We start from the raw sequence: 19,868 nt of genomic DNA, 5'->3' as shown, positions 1-19,868 counted from the left end.
CATGCATCTACTAGGTCCTTCGCTTCCTTCAAGCCGAGGCTTGAATTTAGTCCGCGAACTTCCTTGATCACTGCAATCTTCTGTGATCCTGCGTTTTCCAAGATAACTGTGAACTCATCTTGTGCTGAATCTGCTGCGCCGCCTGCTGCTGCGCCGCCTGCTGCTGCAACTGCTACTGGAGCTGCTGCTGTTACATCGAATTCAGTTTCGAATGACTTAACGAACTCTGAGAGCTCGACCAATGTCATTTCTTTGAACTGACCCAATAGATCTTCTGTGCTGAGCTTTGCCATATTCGTTATTCCTTCTCTTCTGTTTCTGGAGTTGCTTCTGTAGTTACTTCTGTTGCTTCAGCTACAGGAGCTTCTGCTACATCTGTTGGTGTCTCAACTGCTGCTTCTGCAGGAGCCTCGACTACTGCTTCAGCAGCTGGTGCTGCCTCTGCAACTGGCGCAGGTGCGCCTTGTTCTGATTCAAGCTTGATGCGAAGTGCGTCAAATACTCGCGCTGCCTTAGCAAGCGATCCCTTCATTGCACCAGCAAGCTTTGCCAACAGAACTTCACGAGACTCGAGGTTAGCGAGCTGCATGATCTCTGCAGGTGTTACAGCCTTGCCTTCATAGAAACCACCCTTGATAACAAGAAATGGATTCTCCTTTGCAAAATCACGGAGGCTCTTTGCTGCATCAATTGGATCACCGTTAATGAATGCAACAGCCGATGGACCGGTAAGAAGATCATCTGCGATCTCTACTCCAGCATCCTTTGCTGCAATCTTTGTAAGAGTGTTCTTCACTACTGCGTACTTGGTTGTTGTTCCAAGAGCACGGCGAAGTTCCTTCATTGATGTAACAGAAAGACCACGATATTCAGTTAGCACTGTTGCATTAGCTGTGCGGAAGTTCTCCGCAAGTTCAGCAACTGCTGTTGTCTTATCTGGGCGAGCCATTCGGTTCACCTTTCCTGTTTCATTGGCGGCCGCAGGAAATAAAAAAATCCGTAACGCGTAAGCGCCACGGATTTACCATGATCACCTACGCGGGCTGAGATTTCCTCATTTATTTAGATCTACCTCGCGGTTGATCTAGACCTGCGGTCTTTGGTTATGGCGTAAGGCTAAAGGTGGGTGGCCTTCGGGGTCAAATTAAGCGTGTTTTATAGGTCTACGAATGAGGATTGTTGAGGCGGTAATCGATAAGACAACCGCGACCAGTAGCCCAGTAAATTGTGAACGGGTGATCACATCTTCTGCAAAGGCCAGCGAGCCAAGTACGAATGAGAACTCTCCTATTTGGCTGACGCCGACTCCTAACTGGGTTGGGCGCACATTCATCTTTGCGATTTTAGCCAGCGCCAAAGTGGGAAGTGTTTTTAGCAAAATCATCAATGCTAGAACTAAGAGTGCAAAGGGCCACGCTGCTGCAAGCTCTTGTGGTGCGATCAAAGTACCTATGACAACAAAGAACAAGACTGCAAATAGATCTCTAAAAGGCAGGATTACTTTACGCACCTCTTCAGTATCGCGGCTTTGGTTAATCGCTAGCCCTGCAACAAAGCCAGCAAGTGCCATTGGAATTCCAAAGACCACGGTTCCAAGGGCTGCTAGAACAAGACCGAAGGAGACTGAATAGATTAAGAACAAATCCTTTTCCCAACGAACAGCTCGTAAGACTCGCGGCAGTATTCGAGATGCACCAATTGCAATTATTCCAAATCCAAGCAATCCACCAATTGCAGTTAGCAATGACGATTCACCTGCTCCAAAGAGTGCCAAGATGACCGCTGCCATTGCAACGCCAACAACATCTTGCATCAGAGACCAACCCAATAAAGCTTCTTCTGTTGATGTATCTGTGGCACGTCTTGGACTACGCGTGATGTTTACAATTACAACGCTCGAAGACATTGCAATCGATAAGGACATCAAAAGTGCGCCAAAGATTGGTATCCCTAGCCAAAGAAAAATAGGAGTACCGACTAATAATCCAAATCCCATTTGAGCAGGGACTCCCCAAAGAAGTCCTTTCTGCTCACGAGTAATCTTTCGCAGGTCTAATTCGATTCCTACTTCAAAGAGAAGTAAAACAACACCAATGTCTGCAAGTAATGCGAGTTGATTGTTATCTGCAACAAAGCCTGGGGTAAAAGGAGATACTAAAAGTCCTGTAACTAAATATCCGATTACTGATGGCAGACCCAATTTTCTCGCAGCAAAACCCATGGTTGCTGCAGCGGTCAACACAACACCAACATTTAATACAAGCGGTGCGGTTTCAACGATTGATGCCATGGGATAACTCTAATTGGGGTTGGTGAGTTTGAGGGAGAAATTAAAAAGGGCCCCGGCGTAACGCCGAGGCCCTTCTCCATTTAATGCTTAGTTAGCTGCTGGTTCGCGAACTAGGTTTGGATCAATTGCGATTCCAGGTCCCATCGTCGTTGAAACTACAGCCTTTTGCACATAGCGACCCTTTGAAGAGTTTGGCTTGGCACGAAGTACTTCTTCCATCGCAGCGGCATAGTTATCTGCAAGTTGTTCTGCGGTAAATGATGCCTTACCGATTAGGAAGTGAAGGTTTGAGTTCTTATCAACGCGGAATTCAATCTTTCCACCCTTGATATCTTCAACAGCCTTGGCAACATCTGTTGTAACTGTTCCTGTCTTTGGGTTTGGCATCAAGCCACGAGGTCCAAGAACCTTTCCGAGGCGACCGACCTTACCCATGAGATCTGGTGTTGAAACTACTGCGTCGTAATCAAGACGGCCCTTTGAAACTTCTTCAATGAGTTCATCTCCACCGACGATGTCAGCGCCTGCTGCGCGAGCTGCATCAGCATTTGCACCGTTCGCGAAAACCAAAACGCGAGCAGTCTTACCAGTTCCGTGAGGAAGGTTAACTGTTGAACGGATTGCTTGATCAGCTTTCTTAGGATCCACACCAAGTACAAGTGCAACTTCTACAGATGCGTCGTACTTAACTGTTGAAGTTTCCTTAACAAGTGTTACTGCTTGTAGCGGTGTGTATAGGTGATCTTTCTTCACCTTTTCAGCTGCCGCTAAGTATTTCTTTGAGCGCTTCATTTCTTCCTCATTCTTTCCAAGGCTGTGGTTAGCGAACCAGCGAGGTTCTCCCACATCTCATCGCCAATTTGGCGATGAGAAAGTTAGTTATCCGTTTACTGTGATTCCCATTGAACGAGCTGTGCCCGCAATGATCTTTGCTGCTGCATCAATGTCATTTGCATTCAGATCTGACATCTTCTGAGTTGCAATCTCCTTGACCTGAGCCATGGTGATGTTTGCAACCTTTGTCTTGTGTGGAACAGCTGAACCCTTTTCAACGCCAGCAGCCTTCAAGATCAAACGTGATGCAGGAGGTGTCTTAGTGATGAATGTGAATGAGCGATCTTCATAGACAGTGATCTCAACAGGAATGATCTGGCCCTTTTGTGATGCTGTTGCATCGTTATATGCCTTCACGAACTCCATGATGTTGACACCATGCTGACCTAGCGCAGGACCAACTGGTGGCGCAGGTGTTGCTGCTCCAGCCTGAATCTGCAACTTAATGAAGCCGCTTACCTTCTTCTTTGGTGCCATTTCTTTTTCCTCTTTTTCTTGGTTTTCTAATTAAATCTTTTGTACTTGACCGAATGAAAGCTCTACAGGTGTTTCGCGTCCGAAGATTGAAACAAGAACCTTGAGCTTTGCTTGCTCTGGCATGATCTCTGAGATCGACGCTGGCAGCGTTGCAAAAGGGCCATCCATAACTGTTACTGACTCGCCTACCTCGAAATCGATGAGACGGATTTGATCCTTCTCTGACTTCTTCTGCGGACGCGGTGCAAGAATCTTTTCAACTTCATCCATACTCAATGGAGATGGGTGGTGAGCGTTGCCAACGAAACCGGTAACACCAGGAGTGTTACGGACTGCTGACCATGATTCATCTGTAAGATCCATGCGAACAAGAACATAGCCTGGGTAGATGTTGCGCTTAACCATCTTGAACTGGCCATTCTTAAGTTCTTTTACCTCTTCTTCAGGAACTTCAATCTGGAAGATGTAATCCTCCATATTTAATGAAGCAATACGGTTGTGAAGATTGCCTTTAACCTTCTTTTCATATCCTGCATATGAGTGAACCACATACCAGTCACCAAGTGCTGTGCGCAGTGTGCGACGGAACTCTGCATTTGGATCATTCTCATCTGATTCAATGTCGCCATCTTCATCTGATGCGAGCGCAAGCTCTGGCTCAGTTGAAGCTACTGGTGCTTCAACAATTTCCTCTTCAACAACAGGATTAGAAATTTCTGTTGCATTCGCAGCGAGCGCAGCCTCAAAAGCATCTAGCTTTGGGGCGTCTAGGTTCTGTTCTTCAGTCATTGTTTTCCTTTATCCAAATACCCAGAAGACAAGTCTTCCAAGAGCAAGGTCGATGAGGGATACAACAGCAATGATGAAAATTACGAATACAAGTACGACAGCTGTGTATGTCGTTAGTTGATTGCGCGTAGGCCAAACAACCTTGCGAAGTTCAGAAACAACTTGGCGATAGAAAAGTCCAACGCGCGCAAATAGACCGAGCTTCTCGGCTACTTGTTCAACTGACTCTGTCATCGTCATTCCTTTCGATACTTCACGGATACATCTTGTAGTGCACAAACTTCTTGCAGGGCAGGAGGGACTCGAACCCCCAACCGGCCGCTTTGGAGACGGCAACTCTAGCCAATTGAGCTACTGCCCTTCGCGAGAGCATGGCAAAACCATAGGGAAAAGCAAACCCTCGTGAGCGTCGAAGTGTAGAGGCAAGGTGGGGTTCAGGTCTAACTCGCGCTTGAAATACGGCAGACTTACGCCCATGACTCCACGTATCTCGGCCCGAATCGCGGCCATCGCAGAATCAGCCACCTTGGCCGTTGATGCAAAAGCAAAGGCACTGAAAGCCGCTGGTCGTCCAGTAATTGGTTTTGGAGCCGGTGAACCGGATTTCCCAACTCCTGATTACATCGTTGAAGCAGCAGCTGCGGCAACAAAGGTTGTGGCAAATCATCGCTACTCACCAACGCCAGGTTTACCTGATCTACGAGATGCGATTGTTGCCAAGACAAAGCGTGATAGTAATTATGAGATTACCGCTGACCAAGTTTTGGTCACAAATGGTGGAAAGCAATCTGTTTATCAAGCATTTGCAACAATTATTGATCCCGGCGATGAAGTGCTACTTCCATCTCCATTTTGGACCACATACCCAGAGTGCATCAAATTAGCTGGTGGAGTTTCAGTTGAAATCTTTGCTGATGAAACTCAAAACTACTTGGTGTCAGTTGAACAACTTGAAGCTGCTCGCACACCAAAGACAAAGGCGTTACTTTTCTGTTCCCCTTCTAATCCAACTGGTTCTGTTTATTCACCAGAACAAGTCGAAGCAATTGGTGAATGGGCCGTGAAGAACAACATCTGGATCATTAGTGATGAAATTTATGAGCACTTGTTATACGACGGTGCGACCGCACCATCTCTTCCAGTTTTAGTTCCTGCGATCGCAGACACATGCATCATTATTAACGGAGTTGCAAAGACTTACGCAATGACAGGTTGGCGTGTGGGTTGGATGATCGGACCCAAAGATGTGATTAAGGCTGCAACAAATCTACAGTCTCACTTATCGTCAAATGTTTCAAATGTTTCACAACGTGCAGCAATCGCAGCGCTGACTGGAAACCTGGATGCTGTTCACACAATGGGTGAAGCGTTCAACCGACGACGCAAACTTATTGTTGATTTACTAAACGAAATTCCAGGATTTGAATGTCCAACACCTACCGGTGCCTTTTATGTGTACCCATCCGTCAAGGGCGTCCTTGGAACAACTATTCGGGGTAAAACCCCAACAACATCAGCAGAGTTAGCAACCCTGCTGCTTGAAGAGGTTGAAGTTGCCGCAGTTCCAGGTGAAGCTTTTGGTCCTTCTGGGTACTTACGTTTTTCATACGCAACCAGTGATGAAGATATTGTTGAAGGTATTGGTCGCATTAAGAAGCTAATTACAGAAGGTTAAATCTCGATTCCAATCAGATTTACCTCTGCTTCAAGGGTTATTCCAAAGACCTCTCTTACTTGATCGCGCGCACGTCTTGCAAGCTCAGCAATATCTGCAGCGGTTGCATGACCTGAGTTAGTCAATGCAAGAACATGCTTTGTAGAAATTCTTGCGCCCCCAACTTCATCGCCCTTATGCATCCCTGCATTTTCTATTAGCCATGCAGCAGAAATCTTTACACGACCATCGTTAAGAGGCCACTTAGGAGCAGCATCCGGCAGTGCATCTGCTGCTTGCTGAGAAATAATTGGATTAGTAAAAAATGAACCCGCAGACCATGAATCTCGGTCGTCTGGTGATAACAACATTCCTTTACTTGCACGAAGTTCAAGGACAGCAGCTCGCGTAGCAATAACTGAAGCCTTATCTCCTGGCTCAATTCCTAATTTCTTTGACAGCTCAAGGTAAGTAATTGGATCACTGAACTCACCAATGCGAAGTTGGAATTGAACTTCAAGCACCACATACCGTCCAGGGTGCGCTTTGAAATATGAATTTCGATAAGTGAACTCACATTGACTGTTTGTGAATGTGTAGATCTCTTTTAGTTGACGATCATAAGTACGGACACGAGTTATAAATTCAGAAACTTCGTGGCCATATGCACCGATGTTTTGGATTGGCGCAGCACCAACTGTCCCAGGAATCCCACTTAATGTTTCAAGTCCTGCGAATCCACTATTAATTGTGGTTTGAACAAAAGAATCCCAGTCTTCACCAGCACCAATTGTTAACGTGGCACCACTGCATGCATCAACTTCAGATTGCACAGAATTGTTGGAGATTCGAATAACGGTTCCTTCAAAGCCCTTATCTGCAATCAGAACATTGGTGCCACCGCCCATGATCAAAATTGGCGTATCACCTGCCTCTTCAATGGCAGCGATTATTTGTGCCTCTGTAGAAACCTGAACGATTTTCGTAGCCGGGCCACCCACGCGCAAGCTGGTGTATTTGGATAACTCGGTCATGTGGAAAGGCTACCTGCGCGGGGACAAAATTGCGCTTTTACCTCGATACTTATCGAGGATGCGATCGTAATTCTTCTTTGACTGAACTTCACGGTATTCAGGATCTGCATCGTGATACCCATGATGACGCTCTTGCGTGAGAGGCAACTCCATTTGAAGCAACTTGCCACCTGCTTGGCGAATCTTTAGTGAGTATTCAATGTCTGCGTTTCGATAATACAAAGCACGTGGATTAAATCCCCCCACCTCAATCATCGCTAAGCGATTAAATGCCATGAAATACGAAAATAGAACATCAACTTCGCCAGGGCCCTTGTCGTCAACACTTCGCCATTGATCCTCAGTATTAACTAATCCCCCACGCCAACCAACAGCCACGTACTCCCCTTTTTCAAGTTCTTGGACAGCCGGAGTAACTGCGTCTCCTGTAAAGCGCGTTGACGGATCCATGATGATTACATACTTACTCTGAACTTTTTCTAGAAATACATTTGCGCAATCTCCCCATGCTGCCCCTGGATTGACTGAAATTAGATAGGTGCGCTTATCCATTTGCTCGAACAATGAACCAGCATCACCGATAGAAATTATTACAACATCACAATCGCTATTTGCCTTAATACCCTTTACCGTTTCTAAGGCATCTTCAGTAAAGCCATCAACGATTAATCCAACAGTGACATCTTTTTCTAGGTCTATGGTGCGGATATCTCGTGGGTAGGCAAGAGTTATGTATGGCTTCTTTGGTTTTAACTCATATCCGCCTGCAACATCTACGACTTCAAATCCTGCCTGCAGTAATTCATCACGATACTTATCGGCTAATGCAAAATCTTTTGCAGCACGTGCATCCATGCGAGCCTGTGCCAAGGCAGTAACTGAATCTGGAATGCTCACTTAATCACTACCGCTTTAGCCATACCTAGAACCTTTATACCCGCAGATGTAGCGCTTAGAGTTATTGAAATGCGATCCCCATCAATCTCTGAAACTGTTGCTGAGACTGTTAAATCAACCTTTTGATCTGCCGGCACAATCACTGGCTTAACAAAGCGGGCTGAATACTCTTTAACTGCAGCTGCCCCGCCAGCCCAATCAGTTACATACTTTCCCACTAAAGCCATTGTGAGCATGCCATGTGCAATGACATTGGGAAGTCCAACAGAAAGTGCGAACTCTTCATTCTGATGAATTGGGTTCTGATCCCCACTTGCATCGGCATAGGCTTTAAGCATTGCGCGATCAAGATAATAGATGTGCTCTTCTAAAACAGTCCCAACTTCAATCATGCCCGCACCACCAAAGTTGACCAGGAAGAAACGACTAGTTCGGTGCCATTATGTAAATCAGAGCGCACAGAAACAATTTCATTTCCTGCAGCCACTCGAAGTGTTTCGATTGTCGCTGAACACTTAAACACATCGCCAGCAACTATGGGGCGAAAGATCTCAAACTTTTGATCACCGTGGACTAAGCGAGTCCAATCAACACCAATTTCAGGTTGGGTCAGAATTGATTCATATTGGGACAAGGAAATTCGAATTGAAAATGTAGGTGGAGCAACAGTTGTATTGGTTTCTGAAATGACAGCACAAAATGCATCTATTTCAGATTGAGTAACAGTTACAGATCCTGCACCTTCAAAGGTGCGCCCGACCGAATCGGGATTGATCATTAGCGAGTTTCGCGGTGAAGAGTTGAAGACTTGCAACGTGGACAGAACTTCTTGAGTTCCATACGGTCTGGATCGTTGCGGCGGTTCTTCTTTGTAATGTAGTTACGCTCTTTGCAATCCACGCATGCCATGGTGATCTTTGGACGTACGTCCGCACTCTTGCTTGCCATGGTCTTACTCCTTCTGTCGATTGCGAGGGGCTTAGGTTACCTGAGCCATCTCGTAGCGCGAAATTCACGCTTGTTGAACTAGTAGCGGAGGCGGGATTTGAACCCACGACACAGCGATTATGAGCCGCTTGCTCTACCAAGCTGAGCTACCCCGCCAAGGGTTGTGCTTGAACAAGATCTTCATTTGGTGAAGAACTCATTCGAGCCCCCCACCGGAATCGGACCGGTGACCTTTTCCTTACCATGGAAACGCTCTACCAACTGAGCTAGGGGGGCGTTGGTCGAAAGCGAAGCCTACCTGTATTAATAGGAATGGCAAAAAAGAGTCAATTACTCCTTCGGATTTAGCGTGATTTTGCCAGTTGTTTCTCGGCTCAACATTGCCTTGTGAGCACTTGCCGCTTGGCTCATTGGATAGGTGGCACCGATTACCGGCTTCAACTTTCCTTGAACAACTAAGGCAAAGAGTTCTTCGATTACATCATTCATTAACTCTTTTTTGCCAAAGCAATGGGATAACCAGAATCCGGTAATTGTCTTACTGCCACCCATAAGTGTTGCCGGCTGAATCATTGATGGTGCAACACGTGATGCCATTCCATATGTAACCAAACGACCAAAGGGTGCAAGAATTTCTAGGCTTTCATCAAAAGTTTTCCCGCCGACCATTTCGAGGATCAAGTTAACTCGCTTGCCTCCGTTAGCAGCCTTAATTGCATCGCCTAAGTTTTCAGTAGTTGCATCTACAACAGCATCAGCACCCAAGGAAGTTGCTAATGCTCGCTTACCTTCAGAAGATGCAACTGCGATTACCTTTGCTCCCCACATTTTTGCTAATTGAATAGCAATAGTTCCGACGCCTCCCGCTGCTGCATGAACTACAACTGTTTCACCAGCTTGCAGATGACCAACAGTTTTTAGAATATGCCACGCAGTTGAACCCTGCACCAACATACAAAGAGCTTGTTCATCCGTCACGCCATCTGGTACTGGAATCATGGTGGCGGCAAATGTCAACGCTTGTTGGGCATATCCCCCACCATCAACTGGAGCAAGTACGCGAATTCCAGAAGCGGTTGTTCCAACTACTTCAATGCCTGGAATCAATGGAAGTTTCTGCGCAGAAAGATATGAGTTTTCTGTTTGATGTGTGTCTGCATAATTGATTCCAATAGCCGAAACATTTATCAACTCTTGTCCGGCACCTGGCGTTGGTGTTTCTAATTCAACGAGTTGCATAACATCGGGACCACCGAATTCGGTGATCTGTATTGCCTTCATATTTACCCCTAGTTTTCTAACTAGCCCTTAGTTGAGCCGAGAGTTAAGCCTGAAACAAACTGTTTACGTAAAACTATAAAAATTAGAAGGGTGGGAAGGGCAGCCACAATCGCACCTGCCGCAAGTAGGTTGAAATCAGTTACAAACTCGCCTTGCAAGCGGGCTAAAGCAGATGTGATCGGACGCTTGGAATCTGACTTCATTAGAACTAGCGCCCAGAAGAAATCGTTATAAATCCACGTTGTCATAAGCACTGCAAGTGAGGCCAAAGGTGGTCGCAATAAAGGCAAAATTATCTTTGAGTAGTGAACCCAGACAGAGGCGCCATCGACCATGGCGGATTCACTAATTTCTTTTGGAATTGTCTTCAAATACGAAGAAAGAACGAAGGTAGCAAAGCCCAGTTGGAATGCAACGTGAATGAGTACAACACCTAAAATGCTGTCATACAGAAGAGCGCGATTTCCAAAGAAATCACCAATTGCTAGGTACATCTTGAATAGCGGAATGAATACAAGCTGCTGTGGAAGCAAATTTCCTGCTGTGAAGAAAAGAAGCAGAGCAACATTAAATTTAAATGAATAGCGTGAAACCACGAATGCAATCAAAGAACCAAAACCTAAGGTCAGCACAACTGCAGGAATTGTGATGAGGAACGAGTTGGTTAAGTACATCGGCAACTTCATCAAACGTATTGCGTTGTAGTAATTATCAAAATTAAGAGTCTTTGGAACCGAGAAAACACCATTTGCAATTACATCGTTATATGGGCGAAGTGAACTCCAAATAGTCCAAGCAATTGGAAACAACCAGGCCAGAGCGAAGAAGCCAATAAAGATTGAGATGATTCGATCTTTGGTCTTTTGAGAATTCTTATACTTCTTTTCAGCAACTATTGATGACATCACTTAACATCCTCAGCAAAGCTCTGCTTCAAGTAAGAAATCATCGGGCCAATACACAGAGCAAAGAGGATTACTGCATAGGCAGCACCCTTCATAGACATTCCACCACCTGAGATGTTCTGGAATACCAAGATTCCTAAAATTGGCCACCCCGTACTCGACCCATAAATCATGTAAACAATGTCGAAAGCACGTAGGGAATCAATAACTGTAATAACAATAATGATGATGTTTACAGGCTTCATCGTAGGCAAAATGACCTTACGGAAGGTTTGCCATTCGGTAGCCCCGTCGATAGCTGACGCCTCTTTAAGTGAAGCATCAACAGATTTAAGGCCAGATAAATACAAGAGCATGATGTAGCCAATGTGGCGCCACGACGCGATGCCCAGAATTACATAGGTATTAATGTCATAGTTGCCATAAATGGAAATCGGATTACCGATGTCTCGTCCCAATATTCCTTGAACAAAACCACCTGGCTGCAACATGAAATTCCAGATGATTCCAGTAACGGCAAGAGAAAGAACTACAGGCACAAAGAATGCAGATTCGTAAAACCTGTGTCCTCTAATCTGACGATCAATCTGATACGCAAGCAAAATTCCCAATGGTGTTGCAATCAAACCAAACCAGAGAAGCCAAATTACGTTGTGCCAGATTGCATCCCAAAAAACAGGAGTTCCAGTCAAAATATTGTTGTAGTTTTGAAGTCCAGCCCATTTGATATCTGAAATGTGAATGCCGGACCAAAAGGTAAATGACAATCCGATTGTTCCAATAGCTGGAACCCACACTAATAGAATGTGAAAAGCAGTTGGAATACCAACAAAAGCAGTAAGTGTTAAACGATCTTTTGGGGAAAATGCTCGACGGCGACGAACTGTTGAGTCCGTCGCCGTCGATGTCATAATTGTTAGCCTATCTTAAAATTCACAGTACTACTATGAATTAAAGAGCTGGCAATGCATCCCATTGTGCCTGAACGCCTTCAAGGATCTTTGTGATGTCCTTTGGAGCGCGTAGGAAGTTCTGGATTGCAGGTGCAACAACTGGGTTCGCGAAATCTTGACGAGTGTCACGATCAAGGAACTGAGTGATGTACTTTGCCTCATTCATAACAGCAAGCTGCTGGTTCTGGAATGGGTCGTAGCTTGATGTGTCCTGGCCATTGTTTGCAGATGTGAATGTATTGCCAGAATCAAGGCGTGCTTGCATGCCTTCCTTAGAAGCAAGCCACTCAACAAGTGCCTTACCGCCTTCTGGGTTCTCACCATTTGCTGCAACGCAAAGTCCATCGATTGGCGCATCAATTGTGTCGCGGCCAAACTCTGGATTGATTTCTGGGAATGGAACGATCCATAGATCGTCATAGTCAGCCTGTGACAGTGTCTTGAAGTCACCTGAGAACCATGAACCCATCATCATTGCACCGCACTTCTTCTGTAGTAGAAGATCGCGCATGCCTTCCCATGAAATATCAAGAACGTTCTTGTTCATGTAAGGAATCATCATCTCGAAGTACTTGAAGACTTCTGCAACCTTCGCATCTGTCCACTTTTCTTTACCTGCAAGTAGGTCAACGTGGAATTGGTATCCGTTGATACGTGCATTGAGAATGTCGAAGGTTCCCATTGCTTCCCAGCCACCCTTGTCACCAAGTGCGTAGCCGATTAGGCCCTTCTTCTTTGTAGCTTCAAGCATCTTCATGAAATCATCCCAGTTGGCGATGTTCTCAGGATCTAATCCGAGTTCAGTCATTGTTGACTTACGGTAGTGAAGACCCCATGGGTACCAAGAAGTTGGAAGGAAGTATTGCTTTCCATCTGATCCTGTTGATGCGATCTTGTATGACTCAGCAAACTGATCTCCGATTGAATCCCAAACGCTTGATACATCTTCTAGCAAACCTTGGTCTGCGTAGAACTGCATGCGGTATCCAGCCATCCAGTCAAAGCCATCATCAGGTGTTCCCTGAAGATACTGTGACAAGCTGTCCTGGAATGCGTTTGAATCATTCATGTTCAGAGTTACTGTGTTACCAGTTGCTGTCTCGTAAGCAGCCTTAACTGCTTCGTGCCATTGAACTGAAGATTCTTCTAGTCCACGGCCGCCCCATTTCATTGGGCCGACATCTTTGCTTCCGCAACCAGCAAGAAGTGATCCACCTGCTGCTAGTCCCAGACCGCCAACTGCAGCACCCTTAAGTACTGAACGGCGGGAAATGCCATTATTTTGTTCTGACATCATTGTCCTTTTCTCTTAAATTGAGCCTTCGAAGGTCATTGGGATTTGAGGGGTCAAAGCCCTTGGACGCTCGCAATCTACGCTTACTCCTGAGTATTTGATAGGAAGAAGGGATAACAAAATGGTTACGAAATGCAATCTTTTACCTATATACGAGGGATTTCTAGCCATTCCCCGCTCATTTGGGCCGATTGGTGGGCAAGGATTCCGGGCATAGTAAAGCGTGCCGCATCGCCCACACCCATAGGGGCTTTTCTTTCCCCGACCGCATCCATTACAAAGTCATCGACCATGAATTGGTGGGAGCCGCCATGGCCATTTGATAAACCTAAGAACTCCTTTGGTAGCTGTGAACGATCATGCACCTTTGCAAATCCACCATCCCATTTATTTGGTGGAATGTAATCGCTGCGAAGTGAGTATGGATTTTCGACATCTGAAAAAGTTCCAACTTCATCTGTAATGATGTCAAAGCTGTTCTTCGTTGCCCATGATGCATACCCAACTTGTTGTTCAAATGATCCTTCTGTCCCGAAAATACTCATTCTCACAGTTGACTCTAAAGGAGCCGTACCAACGCGACGTAATTCAGCGATTCGCATAACGCCACCATCACTTGTTTTAAACAAAGCAATTTGATTGCTTTGATCGTTACCCCACTTGCTCACTTTCGAATCAAAAATTCCATCTGAGGCCATATCTTGTAGACCAATGCAAGTCACTGAGGTCGCATGTGCGCCGGTCACAGACAAAATAGTGCTTACTGAATGAGTTGAGTACAGCATCGGCGGAAAGCTTGCAGTTGTTTTCCATTCATCTCCACCATTTGCTGCATACGCATCTGTGAAGCCATGAGACATATCGTGAAGGTATTCACCTTCTCCATATACAAAACTTCCCATTTGCCCAGTAGCAAACTTATTACGTGAAAAAACAACTGCTGGATAGTAATAACTTGTCTCGGCCATGAAATATGTCAGTTTGGTTTTGGATGCAACCTCTACAAGTTGTGTTACTTCATCTTGAGTAATTCCCATGGGCACAGCGGTATAAACATGGCGTCCATTTTTCAAAGCTTCTATAGCGATCTGAGCATGTGTCCACCGTGGCGTAAAAATTGCAACAGCGTTAAATTCGCTATCCCATAGTTTTTCAAGAGAAGAAAAGCTTTGTTGTATTTGAAATTGAGAGGAAACAGAGGTTCTGCGCTCGTCATTGGGCTCAACAAGGCCAACCTCTTGAACCATGGGATGTGCTTGGAAGAGATGAATAAATGAGGACGAGAACTGTCCGCCGCCGATGATTGCAACTTTCAGTTTTTGCATCAAGTTTCCCTCTTCTCAATATTTAACTTTTATTCTTACCAAAAATTCTACTGAGAAAACCTGGTTCTTTTGGATCATTGGCATGTCCTTGACAACGATCTTTCTTGGCAACGCCTTTGAGCGCGATTTCAATATGTTGACCACAACCAGACCAACTTGGCTTTCCACATTTACGACAATTAGTTCTGCTACACATATTCTTCCCTGCTTTCTATTTGGTCGCCGCTGGCGAGTTGATCCATGTCTGATAGCCACCATCAAGATTTACGGCATTAAAACCAAGTTCCTTCAGGAGCATTGAGCCGGTGTGTCCTCGTAGTCCAACTTGGCAATTCACGAGAATGTTTTTATTCTTAAGTTCTGTTTGGCGTTCACGAATTTCATCCACAGGAATATTGATCGCTCCTGGAATCATCCCGCGACCACATTCAACTGCAGAACGAACATCAAGAAGTTCGTACCCTTGAGCTCGATACTCCTCAATCTGATCCCACTGAGCTACCTTTGACAAACCAGAGATGACATTTTCAGCAACATAACCAAGCATGTTAACTGGGTCCTTAGCAGAACCAAATGGTGGAGCATAGGCAAGTTCTAGATCAGCTAACTCTGGAGCAGTGATGCCGCCGCGAATAGCTGTTGCAATTACATCGATTCGTTTATCTACCCCTTCAACACCGATACCTTGCGCTCCTAGGATCTCTCCACTTTTTGGATCAAAGATCAACTTCAAAGTCATTTGCTTGGCATCAGGGTAATAGCCGGCATGGGAATTTGGGTGAATATGTATTGCTTGGTGCGCACGTCCAGCTGCCTTTAGGCGCTTTTCATTCCAACCCGTTGTTACAATCATTAAATCAAAGACTTTAACAATTGCTGTTCCAATAGTTTTCACGGGCCGAACTGTTAAGCCGCAAATGTGATCGGCTACCACTCGCCCATGCCGGTTCGCCAAATTTGCCAATGGAACTAGCGTTGCATTGCCGTCGAGAGCATCAGTTTTTTCGGCAGCATCGCCAACTGCGTAAATGTCCTGGTTACTCGTACGATTAAAGTCGTCAACTTTTATTCCATTACGACTTCCAATTTCAAGTCCTGCAGCTTTTGCTAATCCGATTTCTGGGCGGACACCAATTGCCAAGATAACTATCTCTGCTGAGATTACATCACCGTTTGCTAGCGCGACTGTGTCCTCGGAGATATTCACAACGCTAGAGCCAAGTCGAAGATCCACATTATGTGCACGCATCTCATTGGCAACCAAGGTTGCAAGCTCTGGATCTAATGGCATAAGAACCTGGTCGGTTGCTTCAACTAATGCTGTTTGTATTCCACGGTGGACTAAGTTTTCGGCAATTTCAACGCCGATGAATCCTCCCCCAATTACAAGTGCATTGGCCGGCTTCTTGCCAACACTTGCGGCAATTTTCTCAACATCTTCAACGGTGCGAAGAGTCATTCCACGTTCAATACCTGGGATTGGTGGAACAACCGGAGCTGCGCCTGGACTAAGGATCAGCTTGTCGTAGTCAAGTTCTGAGTTTTCAGAAGTATCTAAATTCCTAATCGCTACCGTTTTCTTGCTTGGATTGATAGCAAGGACTTCTGTCCTAACGCGAACATCAAGTCGAAAACGCGCATGAAGGCTGGCAGGTGTCTGAAGCAATAAATCTTTCTCTTCTTCAATTACTCCACCCACGTAATACGGCAACCCACAGTTTGCATAAGAAACATGGCCACTTTTTTCAATCACAATAATCTCTGCTTCAGCGTCTAAGCGCCGAAGTCGAGTTGCCGCAGACATACCGCCTGCAACTCCACCAATCACCACTACGCGCATTAGTTTGTGACCAACAACATTCCTTCATTAGCCCAATCAATGACACCACCATCGAGGTTATAGACTTCATGAAATCCAGCATCATGCATAATCTTTGCTGCTTGGCCAGATCGATTTCCACTTCTGCAATATACGGCGTAGGTAACATTCTTATCTAATGCTGCAATCTCATTTTCAAAGTTTCCGCTTTGGAAATCAATATTCTGAGCACCTTCTATGTAACCTTCAGCAAACTCGCCTGGAGTTCGCACATCTAAAATAACTACACCTGATTCTGTAATCTTTTTTGAAAACTCTGAAACATTCATGTTTGTGGCTCCAGTCGTGGTTGAACATCCAGCAAGTAGTAAGGAAGTCATCACTGCTATAACTTTTTTCATTGGGCTCCTAGGCAAGACTTAAAAACAATTTTTGCAACTGTGCCGTAACGGCTTCTGAATTACTCTTGTCTTTTACCAAACATTCTTTAAGGCTTGCCGAGATAAGAGTAAATGCAGCTGTATTGATCGCTTTAGAGGCTGCTGACATCTGGATGACAATTTCCTCGCAGTTGCGACCTTCTTCAAGCATGCGTGCCACTGCCCCTAGTTGACCCTGGGCGCGCTTTACGCGCTTGGTAATTGCCTCGAGTTGTTCTTGATCGGAAAGTACGTGCGCAACATTTTTGGCCGCCATAATTAGCACTTACAACGATCTGCTTCTGGAACTCCTGCAAGAGCTGACTCAATATGCTCACCACAACCAGACCAGGTGGCTTTCTTACAAACTGTACAAGTAACGCGTGAACACATTCTCAATCTCCTTAGATAGCAACTAAGGAAATAATAGCATACCCCTAGGGGTATCAGTCAAGATCACAGACGGCCGGCTTGGTGCACTCTCTTTAGGAACTCTTGGGTCTTTGGGTTCTGCGGATTGTGAAGCACTTGTTCAGCTGTGCCACGCTCAACGATGTTTCCTGACTCCAAGAAACACACTTCGTCAGCAACTTGGGTAGCAAAGCCCATCTCGTGTGTTGCCAGGACCATCGTCATTCCATCACTCTTCAAATCACGAACAGCAGAAAGAACTTCATTCACCAGAACAGGATCCAGGGCTGAAGTCACTTCATCCAGAAGCAGTAATCGAGGGCTAACAGCCAATGAGCGAATGATGGCAACCCGTTGCTGTTGACCGCCACTGAGTCGATCTGGGTATTGATCAGCCTTATCGGCTAAATCAAACCGCTTCAACAAATACATCGCATGGGTATTGGCTTCATCTTTGCTCTTACCGTGGACTTTAACTGGTGAAAGAGTGATGTTTTCCAAAACAGTTTTGTGAGGGAATAAATTAAATGACTGAAAGACCATGCCGAGCCGGCGCCGAACTTCATCGACATTAATCAGAGGGTCTGAAATCTCCTTCCCGTCTAAGAAGATTTGTCCGTCATCAATAGATTCCAGCAGATTAATGCAACGAAGCAAGGTAGATTTACCTGAACCAGATGCACCAATTAAAACTGTTGCAGTGTGCTCTGGCACCTTGAGAGAAAGGTCCTTTAATACAAGTTCAGAACCAAAGGATTTACGTATATCTACCAGTTCTAAGACATTGCTCATTAGATAGCCCCTTCAGAATTCTGTGCACTGGTGCGCTGTCTGATGGCTCTATCGGTGTATCGGGTCATAGGTATCGTAATCAGCAAAAACAATATTGCTGCAACTACATATGGTGTGTAATTGAAAGTTCGACTTGCATTTATTTGAGCGGCGCGCACCGCATCAGTGACGCCAAGGATTGATACCAAACCTGTGTCTTTAAGCAGTGAGACAAAATCATTTAATAGTGGAGGCACTACGCGGCGAATGGCTTGAGGTAAAACAACAAAACGCATTGTTTGACCAGAAGTTAATCCCAACGATCTTGCTGCAGCCCGTTGGCTTGGGTGAATTGATAAAATTCCACTGCGGATTACCTCTGCTACGTAGGCAGAATAAGTAAGCACAACTGCAACAGTGCCTAAGAAAATCACATTGCTTGAGACGCCTCTTAATCCAAGTGCTGGAACTCCAAATCCAACTAACAAAATAATCAAGATCAGCGGAGCACCACGGAAGATATCAACGTAGGCGGTTGCCAGAAATCTAAATGGAGTTAGCGCAGGGGACTTTGTAGTTCTTAGTAGCGCTAAACCAAGTGCAATAACTCCGATTGCAGCTCCACCAATAAAAGTAAGTTGCAGATTGATCCAGAGACCTTTAATGACTGTGGGAAAAACTTCTTTCCCATATTCAATATCAAAGAATGTTGTTTTTACTGTTTCCCAGCCTGGAGATGTAACAAGAATTACGGCAAAAGTGCCCAATACGAAAATGGAAGAAGCCGCAGCAATGCTTGCTTGCTTACGGCTTATTGCACGCCGAGACTTCCGGCGTTCTTTCTCACGTGAGCTTGGCGACCACGCAGAGTCTTGATTCTCTGACATGGTCGCCAAACTACCGTGTTTACTTCTTAGTTTCTATTAAGGCTTCAGGACAGGAGCGCCAGCATCTGTTGCTAGCCACTTTTCTGTAATAGCCGCCAATGTGCCATCTGCTGTGATCGCATCAACTGCGTCAGTCACAAATGGAGTCAGCTTGCTTCCCTTTGTAAGCAAGAGACCGAACTGATCTCCAGAACCCGTTGAAGGAAGCTGACCAACGATTAGACCGTTTGGAACTTCAACTCCTGATAGGTAGAAAGCTGTTGGTAGATCAACAACTAGACCATCAATCTGCTTGTTCTTGAGAGCTGAAACTCCAGCAGCGTTGTCGTTAAATACCTGTGGCGCTATTCCAATCTGGTTTTGAATTGCATCTAGAGACGTTGTTCCAACAGCAGCGCCAAGCTTTGCACCTTTGAGTTCAGCAAGTGAAGTGATTCCTTCAATCTTGCTTCCCTTGAATGAAACGATTGCTTGTGGAGCTGTGTAGTAAGGAGATGAGAAATCGACAGCTGCCTTACGCTCTTCTGTAATTGAGAATTGCTGCAAGTTGAAGTCAAAGTTCTTTTCTCCAGGTGTTACCGCTGAATCAAATGTTGTGCGCACCCAAACCACACATGTTGCTTCAAAACCAAGTTGCTTAGCAACTGCGTATGCAACTGCGCCTTCAAAACCATTTCCGGTCTCTGGTGCATCATCAATGATCCATGGGTAGTACGCAGGCTCACCAGTTGCGATTGTTAGTTTGCCCTCAGTAATTGTTGGAACATCTACTTTTGGACAAGCTGTGCTCTCAGATGATGAACATCCTGTAAGTGTTAGTGCAGCGGCAATTACAACTGCTGCGAAAATTCCAAAACGATTCTTCACGGTAGCTCCTTTT

The 19,868-nt window shown here is 45.4% G+C and carries 26 protein-coding genes and 3 tRNA genes; 1 reads left to right on the top strand and 28 read right to left on the bottom strand.

Translation table 11 applies throughout. The features are described 5' to 3' along the window. From rplL to AC9UH7_RS02615, 8 genes are all read right to left on the bottom strand, one after another. Nucleotides 1–293 (bottom strand): 50S ribosomal protein L7/L12 (rplL, locus tag AC9UH7_RS02650; RefSeq protein ID WP_509594681.1); only part of this gene is annotated, 293 nt, incomplete at its 3' end. 5 nt (nucleotides 294–298) lie between these two features. Further along, complete coding sequence (gene rplJ / locus AC9UH7_RS02645) at nucleotides 299–949, bottom strand: 50S ribosomal protein L10 (protein ID WP_509594678.1); 651 nt, start codon at nucleotides 947–949, stop codon at nucleotides 299–301. 195 nt (nucleotides 950–1,144) lie between these two features. Continuing rightward, nucleotides 1,145–2,290 carry a cation:proton antiporter domain-containing protein gene (locus AC9UH7_RS02640; RefSeq protein ID WP_509594676.1) on the bottom strand — a complete coding sequence of 382 codons (1,146 nt, stop codon included), beginning with the start codon at nucleotides 2,288–2,290 and terminating at the stop codon, nucleotides 1,145–1,147. An 87-nt stretch (nucleotides 2,291–2,377) separates the two neighbouring features. After that, nucleotides 2,378–3,082, bottom strand: coding sequence for a 50S ribosomal protein L1 (gene rplA / locus AC9UH7_RS02635; RefSeq protein ID WP_509594673.1), 705 nt, complete (start codon nucleotides 3,080–3,082; stop codon nucleotides 2,378–2,380). An 87-nt stretch (nucleotides 3,083–3,169) separates the two neighbouring features. Then, complete coding sequence (gene rplK, locus AC9UH7_RS02630; protein ID WP_506626660.1) at nucleotides 3,170–3,601, bottom strand: 50S ribosomal protein L11; 432 nt, start codon at nucleotides 3,599–3,601, stop codon at nucleotides 3,170–3,172. Nucleotides 3,602–3,631: 30 nt separating this feature from the next. After that, nucleotides 3,632–4,390: a transcription termination/antitermination protein NusG gene (gene nusG, locus AC9UH7_RS02625; RefSeq protein ID WP_509594671.1), complete on the bottom strand. Its 759-nt coding sequence runs from the start codon at nucleotides 4,388–4,390 to the stop codon at nucleotides 3,632–3,634. Nucleotides 4,391–4,399: 9 nt separating this feature from the next. Next, the gene (gene secE, locus AC9UH7_RS02620; RefSeq protein ID WP_509594668.1) at nucleotides 4,400–4,624 is read right to left on the bottom strand and encodes a preprotein translocase subunit SecE; all 225 of its coding nucleotides are present in this window, start codon (nucleotides 4,622–4,624) and stop codon (nucleotides 4,400–4,402) included. A gap of 53 nt (nucleotides 4,625–4,677) precedes the next feature. Further along, nucleotides 4,678–4,751 (bottom strand) — tRNA-Trp (locus AC9UH7_RS02615). Between the two features lie 114 nt (nucleotides 4,752–4,865). Here AC9UH7_RS02615 and AC9UH7_RS02610 point away from each other — a divergent pair. Next, on the top strand, nucleotides 4,866–6,065 hold the full coding sequence (locus tag AC9UH7_RS02610) for a pyridoxal phosphate-dependent aminotransferase (RefSeq protein WP_509594666.1): 1,200 nt from the start codon (nucleotides 4,866–4,868) through the stop codon (nucleotides 6,063–6,065). On the opposite strand, the gene AC9UH7_RS02605 is transcribed toward AC9UH7_RS02610, so the two are convergent. From AC9UH7_RS02605 to AC9UH7_RS02510, 20 genes are all read right to left on the bottom strand, one after another. Continuing rightward, nucleotides 6,062–7,078: a UDP-N-acetylmuramate dehydrogenase gene (locus AC9UH7_RS02605; RefSeq protein WP_509594663.1), complete on the bottom strand. Its 1,017-nt coding sequence runs from the start codon at nucleotides 7,076–7,078 to the stop codon at nucleotides 6,062–6,064. The two genes, AC9UH7_RS02610 and AC9UH7_RS02605, sit on opposite strands and share 4 nt — an antisense overlap. Nucleotides 7,079–7,087: 9 nt before the next feature. Then, a complete protein-coding gene (locus AC9UH7_RS02600) occupies nucleotides 7,088–7,975 on the bottom strand; it encodes a glycosyltransferase family protein (protein ID WP_509594660.1) in 888 nt (295 codons plus the stop codon). Further along, on the bottom strand, nucleotides 7,972–8,367 hold the full coding sequence (locus AC9UH7_RS02595) for a MaoC/PaaZ C-terminal domain-containing protein (protein ID WP_509594657.1): 396 nt from the start codon (nucleotides 8,365–8,367) through the stop codon (nucleotides 7,972–7,974). Before AC9UH7_RS02595 ends, AC9UH7_RS02600 begins: the two co-directional genes overlap by 4 nt. Further along, nucleotides 8,364–8,753, bottom strand: a complete 390-nt coding sequence (locus tag AC9UH7_RS02590) for an FAS1-like dehydratase domain-containing protein (RefSeq protein WP_509594654.1) — start codon at nucleotides 8,751–8,753, stop codon at nucleotides 8,364–8,366. The genes AC9UH7_RS02595 and AC9UH7_RS02590 overlap by 4 nt, the downstream gene beginning before the upstream one ends. Next, nucleotides 8,753–8,923, bottom strand: a complete 171-nt coding sequence (gene rpmG / locus AC9UH7_RS02585) for a 50S ribosomal protein L33 (RefSeq protein WP_017955317.1) — start codon at nucleotides 8,921–8,923, stop codon at nucleotides 8,753–8,755. Before rpmG ends, AC9UH7_RS02590 begins: the two co-directional genes overlap by 1 nt. Nucleotides 8,924–9,005: 82 nt before the next feature. Continuing rightward, nucleotides 9,006–9,079: transfer RNA gene (locus tag AC9UH7_RS02580), tRNA-Met, on the bottom strand. 47 nt (nucleotides 9,080–9,126) lie between these two features. Next, nucleotides 9,127–9,199, bottom strand: a tRNA-Thr gene (locus AC9UH7_RS02575). A gap of 54 nt (nucleotides 9,200–9,253) precedes the next feature. Then, complete coding sequence (locus AC9UH7_RS02570) at nucleotides 9,254–10,204, bottom strand: quinone oxidoreductase family protein (protein WP_509594651.1); 951 nt, start codon at nucleotides 10,202–10,204, stop codon at nucleotides 9,254–9,256. A 20-nt stretch (nucleotides 10,205–10,224) separates the two neighbouring features. Continuing rightward, nucleotides 10,225–11,109: a carbohydrate ABC transporter permease gene (locus AC9UH7_RS02565; RefSeq protein WP_509594649.1), complete on the bottom strand. Its 885-nt coding sequence runs from the start codon at nucleotides 11,107–11,109 to the stop codon at nucleotides 10,225–10,227. Continuing rightward, complete coding sequence (locus AC9UH7_RS02560) at nucleotides 11,109–12,020, bottom strand: carbohydrate ABC transporter permease (RefSeq protein ID WP_509594646.1); 912 nt, start codon at nucleotides 12,018–12,020, stop codon at nucleotides 11,109–11,111. Before AC9UH7_RS02560 ends, AC9UH7_RS02565 begins: the two co-directional genes overlap by 1 nt. A 40-nt stretch (nucleotides 12,021–12,060) precedes the next feature. Continuing rightward, the gene (locus AC9UH7_RS02555) at nucleotides 12,061–13,359 is read right to left on the bottom strand and encodes an ABC transporter substrate-binding protein (RefSeq protein ID WP_509594643.1); all 1,299 of its coding nucleotides are present in this window, start codon (nucleotides 13,357–13,359) and stop codon (nucleotides 12,061–12,063) included. Nucleotides 13,360–13,502: 143 nt separating this feature from the next. Further along, nucleotides 13,503–14,681, bottom strand: a complete 1,179-nt coding sequence (locus AC9UH7_RS02550) for a Gfo/Idh/MocA family protein (protein ID WP_509594641.1) — start codon at nucleotides 14,679–14,681, stop codon at nucleotides 13,503–13,505. A 22-nt stretch (nucleotides 14,682–14,703) separates the two neighbouring features. Beyond that, nucleotides 14,704–14,877 (bottom strand): DUF8730 family Cys-rich protein, encoded by a 174-nt coding sequence (locus tag AC9UH7_RS02545; protein WP_509594639.1) that lies wholly within the window; start codon nucleotides 14,875–14,877, stop codon nucleotides 14,704–14,706. A 15-nt stretch (nucleotides 14,878–14,892) separates the two neighbouring features. After that, on the bottom strand, nucleotides 14,893–16,521 hold the full coding sequence (locus tag AC9UH7_RS02540) for an FAD-dependent oxidoreductase (RefSeq protein WP_509594637.1): 1,629 nt from the start codon (nucleotides 16,519–16,521) through the stop codon (nucleotides 14,893–14,895). After that, nucleotides 16,521–16,901, bottom strand: a complete 381-nt coding sequence (locus AC9UH7_RS02535; RefSeq protein WP_509594635.1) for a rhodanese-like domain-containing protein — start codon at nucleotides 16,899–16,901, stop codon at nucleotides 16,521–16,523. Before AC9UH7_RS02535 ends, AC9UH7_RS02540 begins: the two co-directional genes overlap by 1 nt. A gap of 7 nt (nucleotides 16,902–16,908) precedes the next feature. Next, a complete protein-coding gene (locus AC9UH7_RS02530; RefSeq protein ID WP_509594632.1) occupies nucleotides 16,909–17,196 on the bottom strand; it encodes a metal-sensitive transcriptional regulator in 288 nt (95 codons plus the stop codon). Nucleotides 17,197–17,198: 2 nt separating this feature from the next. Beyond that, nucleotides 17,199–17,312, bottom strand: coding sequence for a DUF8730 family Cys-rich protein (locus AC9UH7_RS02525; RefSeq protein ID WP_509594629.1), 114 nt, complete (start codon nucleotides 17,310–17,312; stop codon nucleotides 17,199–17,201). A 63-nt stretch (nucleotides 17,313–17,375) separates the two neighbouring features. After that, nucleotides 17,376–18,122 (bottom strand): amino acid ABC transporter ATP-binding protein, encoded by a 747-nt coding sequence (locus AC9UH7_RS02520; RefSeq protein ID WP_509594627.1) that lies wholly within the window; start codon nucleotides 18,120–18,122, stop codon nucleotides 17,376–17,378. Then, on the bottom strand, nucleotides 18,122–18,988 hold the full coding sequence (locus AC9UH7_RS02515; protein ID WP_509594624.1) for an amino acid ABC transporter permease: 867 nt from the start codon (nucleotides 18,986–18,988) through the stop codon (nucleotides 18,122–18,124). Before AC9UH7_RS02515 ends, AC9UH7_RS02520 begins: the two co-directional genes overlap by 1 nt. 36 nt (nucleotides 18,989–19,024) lie before the next feature. Further along, entirely contained in the window at nucleotides 19,025–19,855 is an 831-nt protein-coding gene (locus tag AC9UH7_RS02510) for an ABC transporter substrate-binding protein (RefSeq protein WP_509594621.1), read from the bottom strand. Nucleotides 19,856–19,868: the final 13 nt, after the last annotated feature.

The organism is Candidatus Planktophila sp. (assembly GCF_044348745.1).
GTDB lineage: Bacteria > Actinomycetota > Actinomycetes > Nanopelagicales > Nanopelagicaceae > Planktophila.
This window is presented reverse-complemented; position numbering and strand designations above follow the sequence as displayed.

Coding starts and splice junctions, on each gene's coding strand:
- AC9UH7_RS02595 (WP_509594657.1), bottom strand. CDS start 8,367: ATGATTGAAGTTGGGACTGTTTTAGAAGAGCACATCTATTATCTTGAT.
- AC9UH7_RS02565 (WP_509594649.1), bottom strand. CDS start 11,109: ATGTCATCAATAGTTGCTGAAAAGAAGTATAAGAATTCTCAAAAGACC.
- AC9UH7_RS02610 (WP_509594666.1), top strand. CDS start 4,866: ATGACTCCACGTATCTCGGCCCGAATCGCGGCCATCGCAGAATCAGCC.
- rplK (WP_506626660.1), bottom strand. CDS start 3,601: ATGGCACCAAAGAAGAAGGTAAGCGGCTTCATTAAGTTGCAGATTCAG.
- AC9UH7_RS02555 (WP_509594643.1), bottom strand. CDS start 13,359: ATGATGTCAGAACAAAATAATGGCATTTCCCGCCGTTCAGTACTTAAG.
- nusG (WP_509594671.1), bottom strand. CDS start 4,390: ATGACTGAAGAACAGAACCTAGACGCCCCAAAGCTAGATGCTTTTGAG.
- AC9UH7_RS02560 (WP_509594646.1), bottom strand. CDS start 12,020: ATGACATCGACGGCGACGGACTCAACAGTTCGTCGCCGTCGAGCATTT.
- AC9UH7_RS02515 (WP_509594624.1), bottom strand. CDS start 18,988: ATGTCAGAGAATCAAGACTCTGCGTGGTCGCCAAGCTCACGTGAGAAA.
- rpmG (WP_017955317.1), bottom strand. CDS start 8,923: ATGGCAAGCAAGAGTGCGGACGTACGTCCAAAGATCACCATGGCATGC.
- rplJ (WP_509594678.1), bottom strand. CDS start 949: ATGGCTCGCCCAGATAAGACAACAGCAGTTGCTGAACTTGCGGAGAAC.
- AC9UH7_RS02570 (WP_509594651.1), bottom strand. CDS start 10,204: ATGAAGGCAATACAGATCACCGAATTCGGTGGTCCCGATGTTATGCAA.
- AC9UH7_RS02550 (WP_509594641.1), bottom strand. CDS start 14,681: ATGCAAAAACTGAAAGTTGCAATCATCGGCGGCGGACAGTTCTCGTCC.
- AC9UH7_RS02525 (WP_509594629.1), bottom strand. CDS start 17,312: ATGTGTTCACGCGTTACTTGTACAGTTTGTAAGAAAGCCACCTGGTCT.
- AC9UH7_RS02520 (WP_509594627.1), bottom strand. CDS start 18,122: ATGAGCAATGTCTTAGAACTGGTAGATATACGTAAATCCTTTGGTTCT.
- rplA (WP_509594673.1), bottom strand. CDS start 3,082: ATGAAGCGCTCAAAGAAATACTTAGCGGCAGCTGAAAAGGTGAAGAAA.
- AC9UH7_RS02545 (WP_509594639.1), bottom strand. CDS start 14,877: ATGTGTAGCAGAACTAATTGTCGTAAATGTGGAAAGCCAAGTTGGTCT.
- AC9UH7_RS02605 (WP_509594663.1), bottom strand. CDS start 7,078: ATGACCGAGTTATCCAAATACACCAGCTTGCGCGTGGGTGGCCCGGCT.
- AC9UH7_RS02640 (WP_509594676.1), bottom strand. CDS start 2,290: ATGGCATCAATCGTTGAAACCGCACCGCTTGTATTAAATGTTGGTGTT.
- secE (WP_509594668.1), bottom strand. CDS start 4,624: ATGACAGAGTCAGTTGAACAAGTAGCCGAGAAGCTCGGTCTATTTGCG.
- AC9UH7_RS02590 (WP_509594654.1), bottom strand. CDS start 8,753: ATGATCAATCCCGATTCGGTCGGGCGCACCTTTGAAGGTGCAGGATCT.
- AC9UH7_RS02540 (WP_509594637.1), bottom strand. CDS start 16,521: ATGCGCGTAGTGGTGATTGGTGGAGTTGCAGGCGGTATGTCTGCGGCA.
- AC9UH7_RS02535 (WP_509594635.1), bottom strand. CDS start 16,901: ATGAAAAAAGTTATAGCAGTGATGACTTCCTTACTACTTGCTGGATGT.
- AC9UH7_RS02530 (WP_509594632.1), bottom strand. CDS start 17,196: ATGGCGGCCAAAAATGTTGCGCACGTACTTTCCGATCAAGAACAACTC.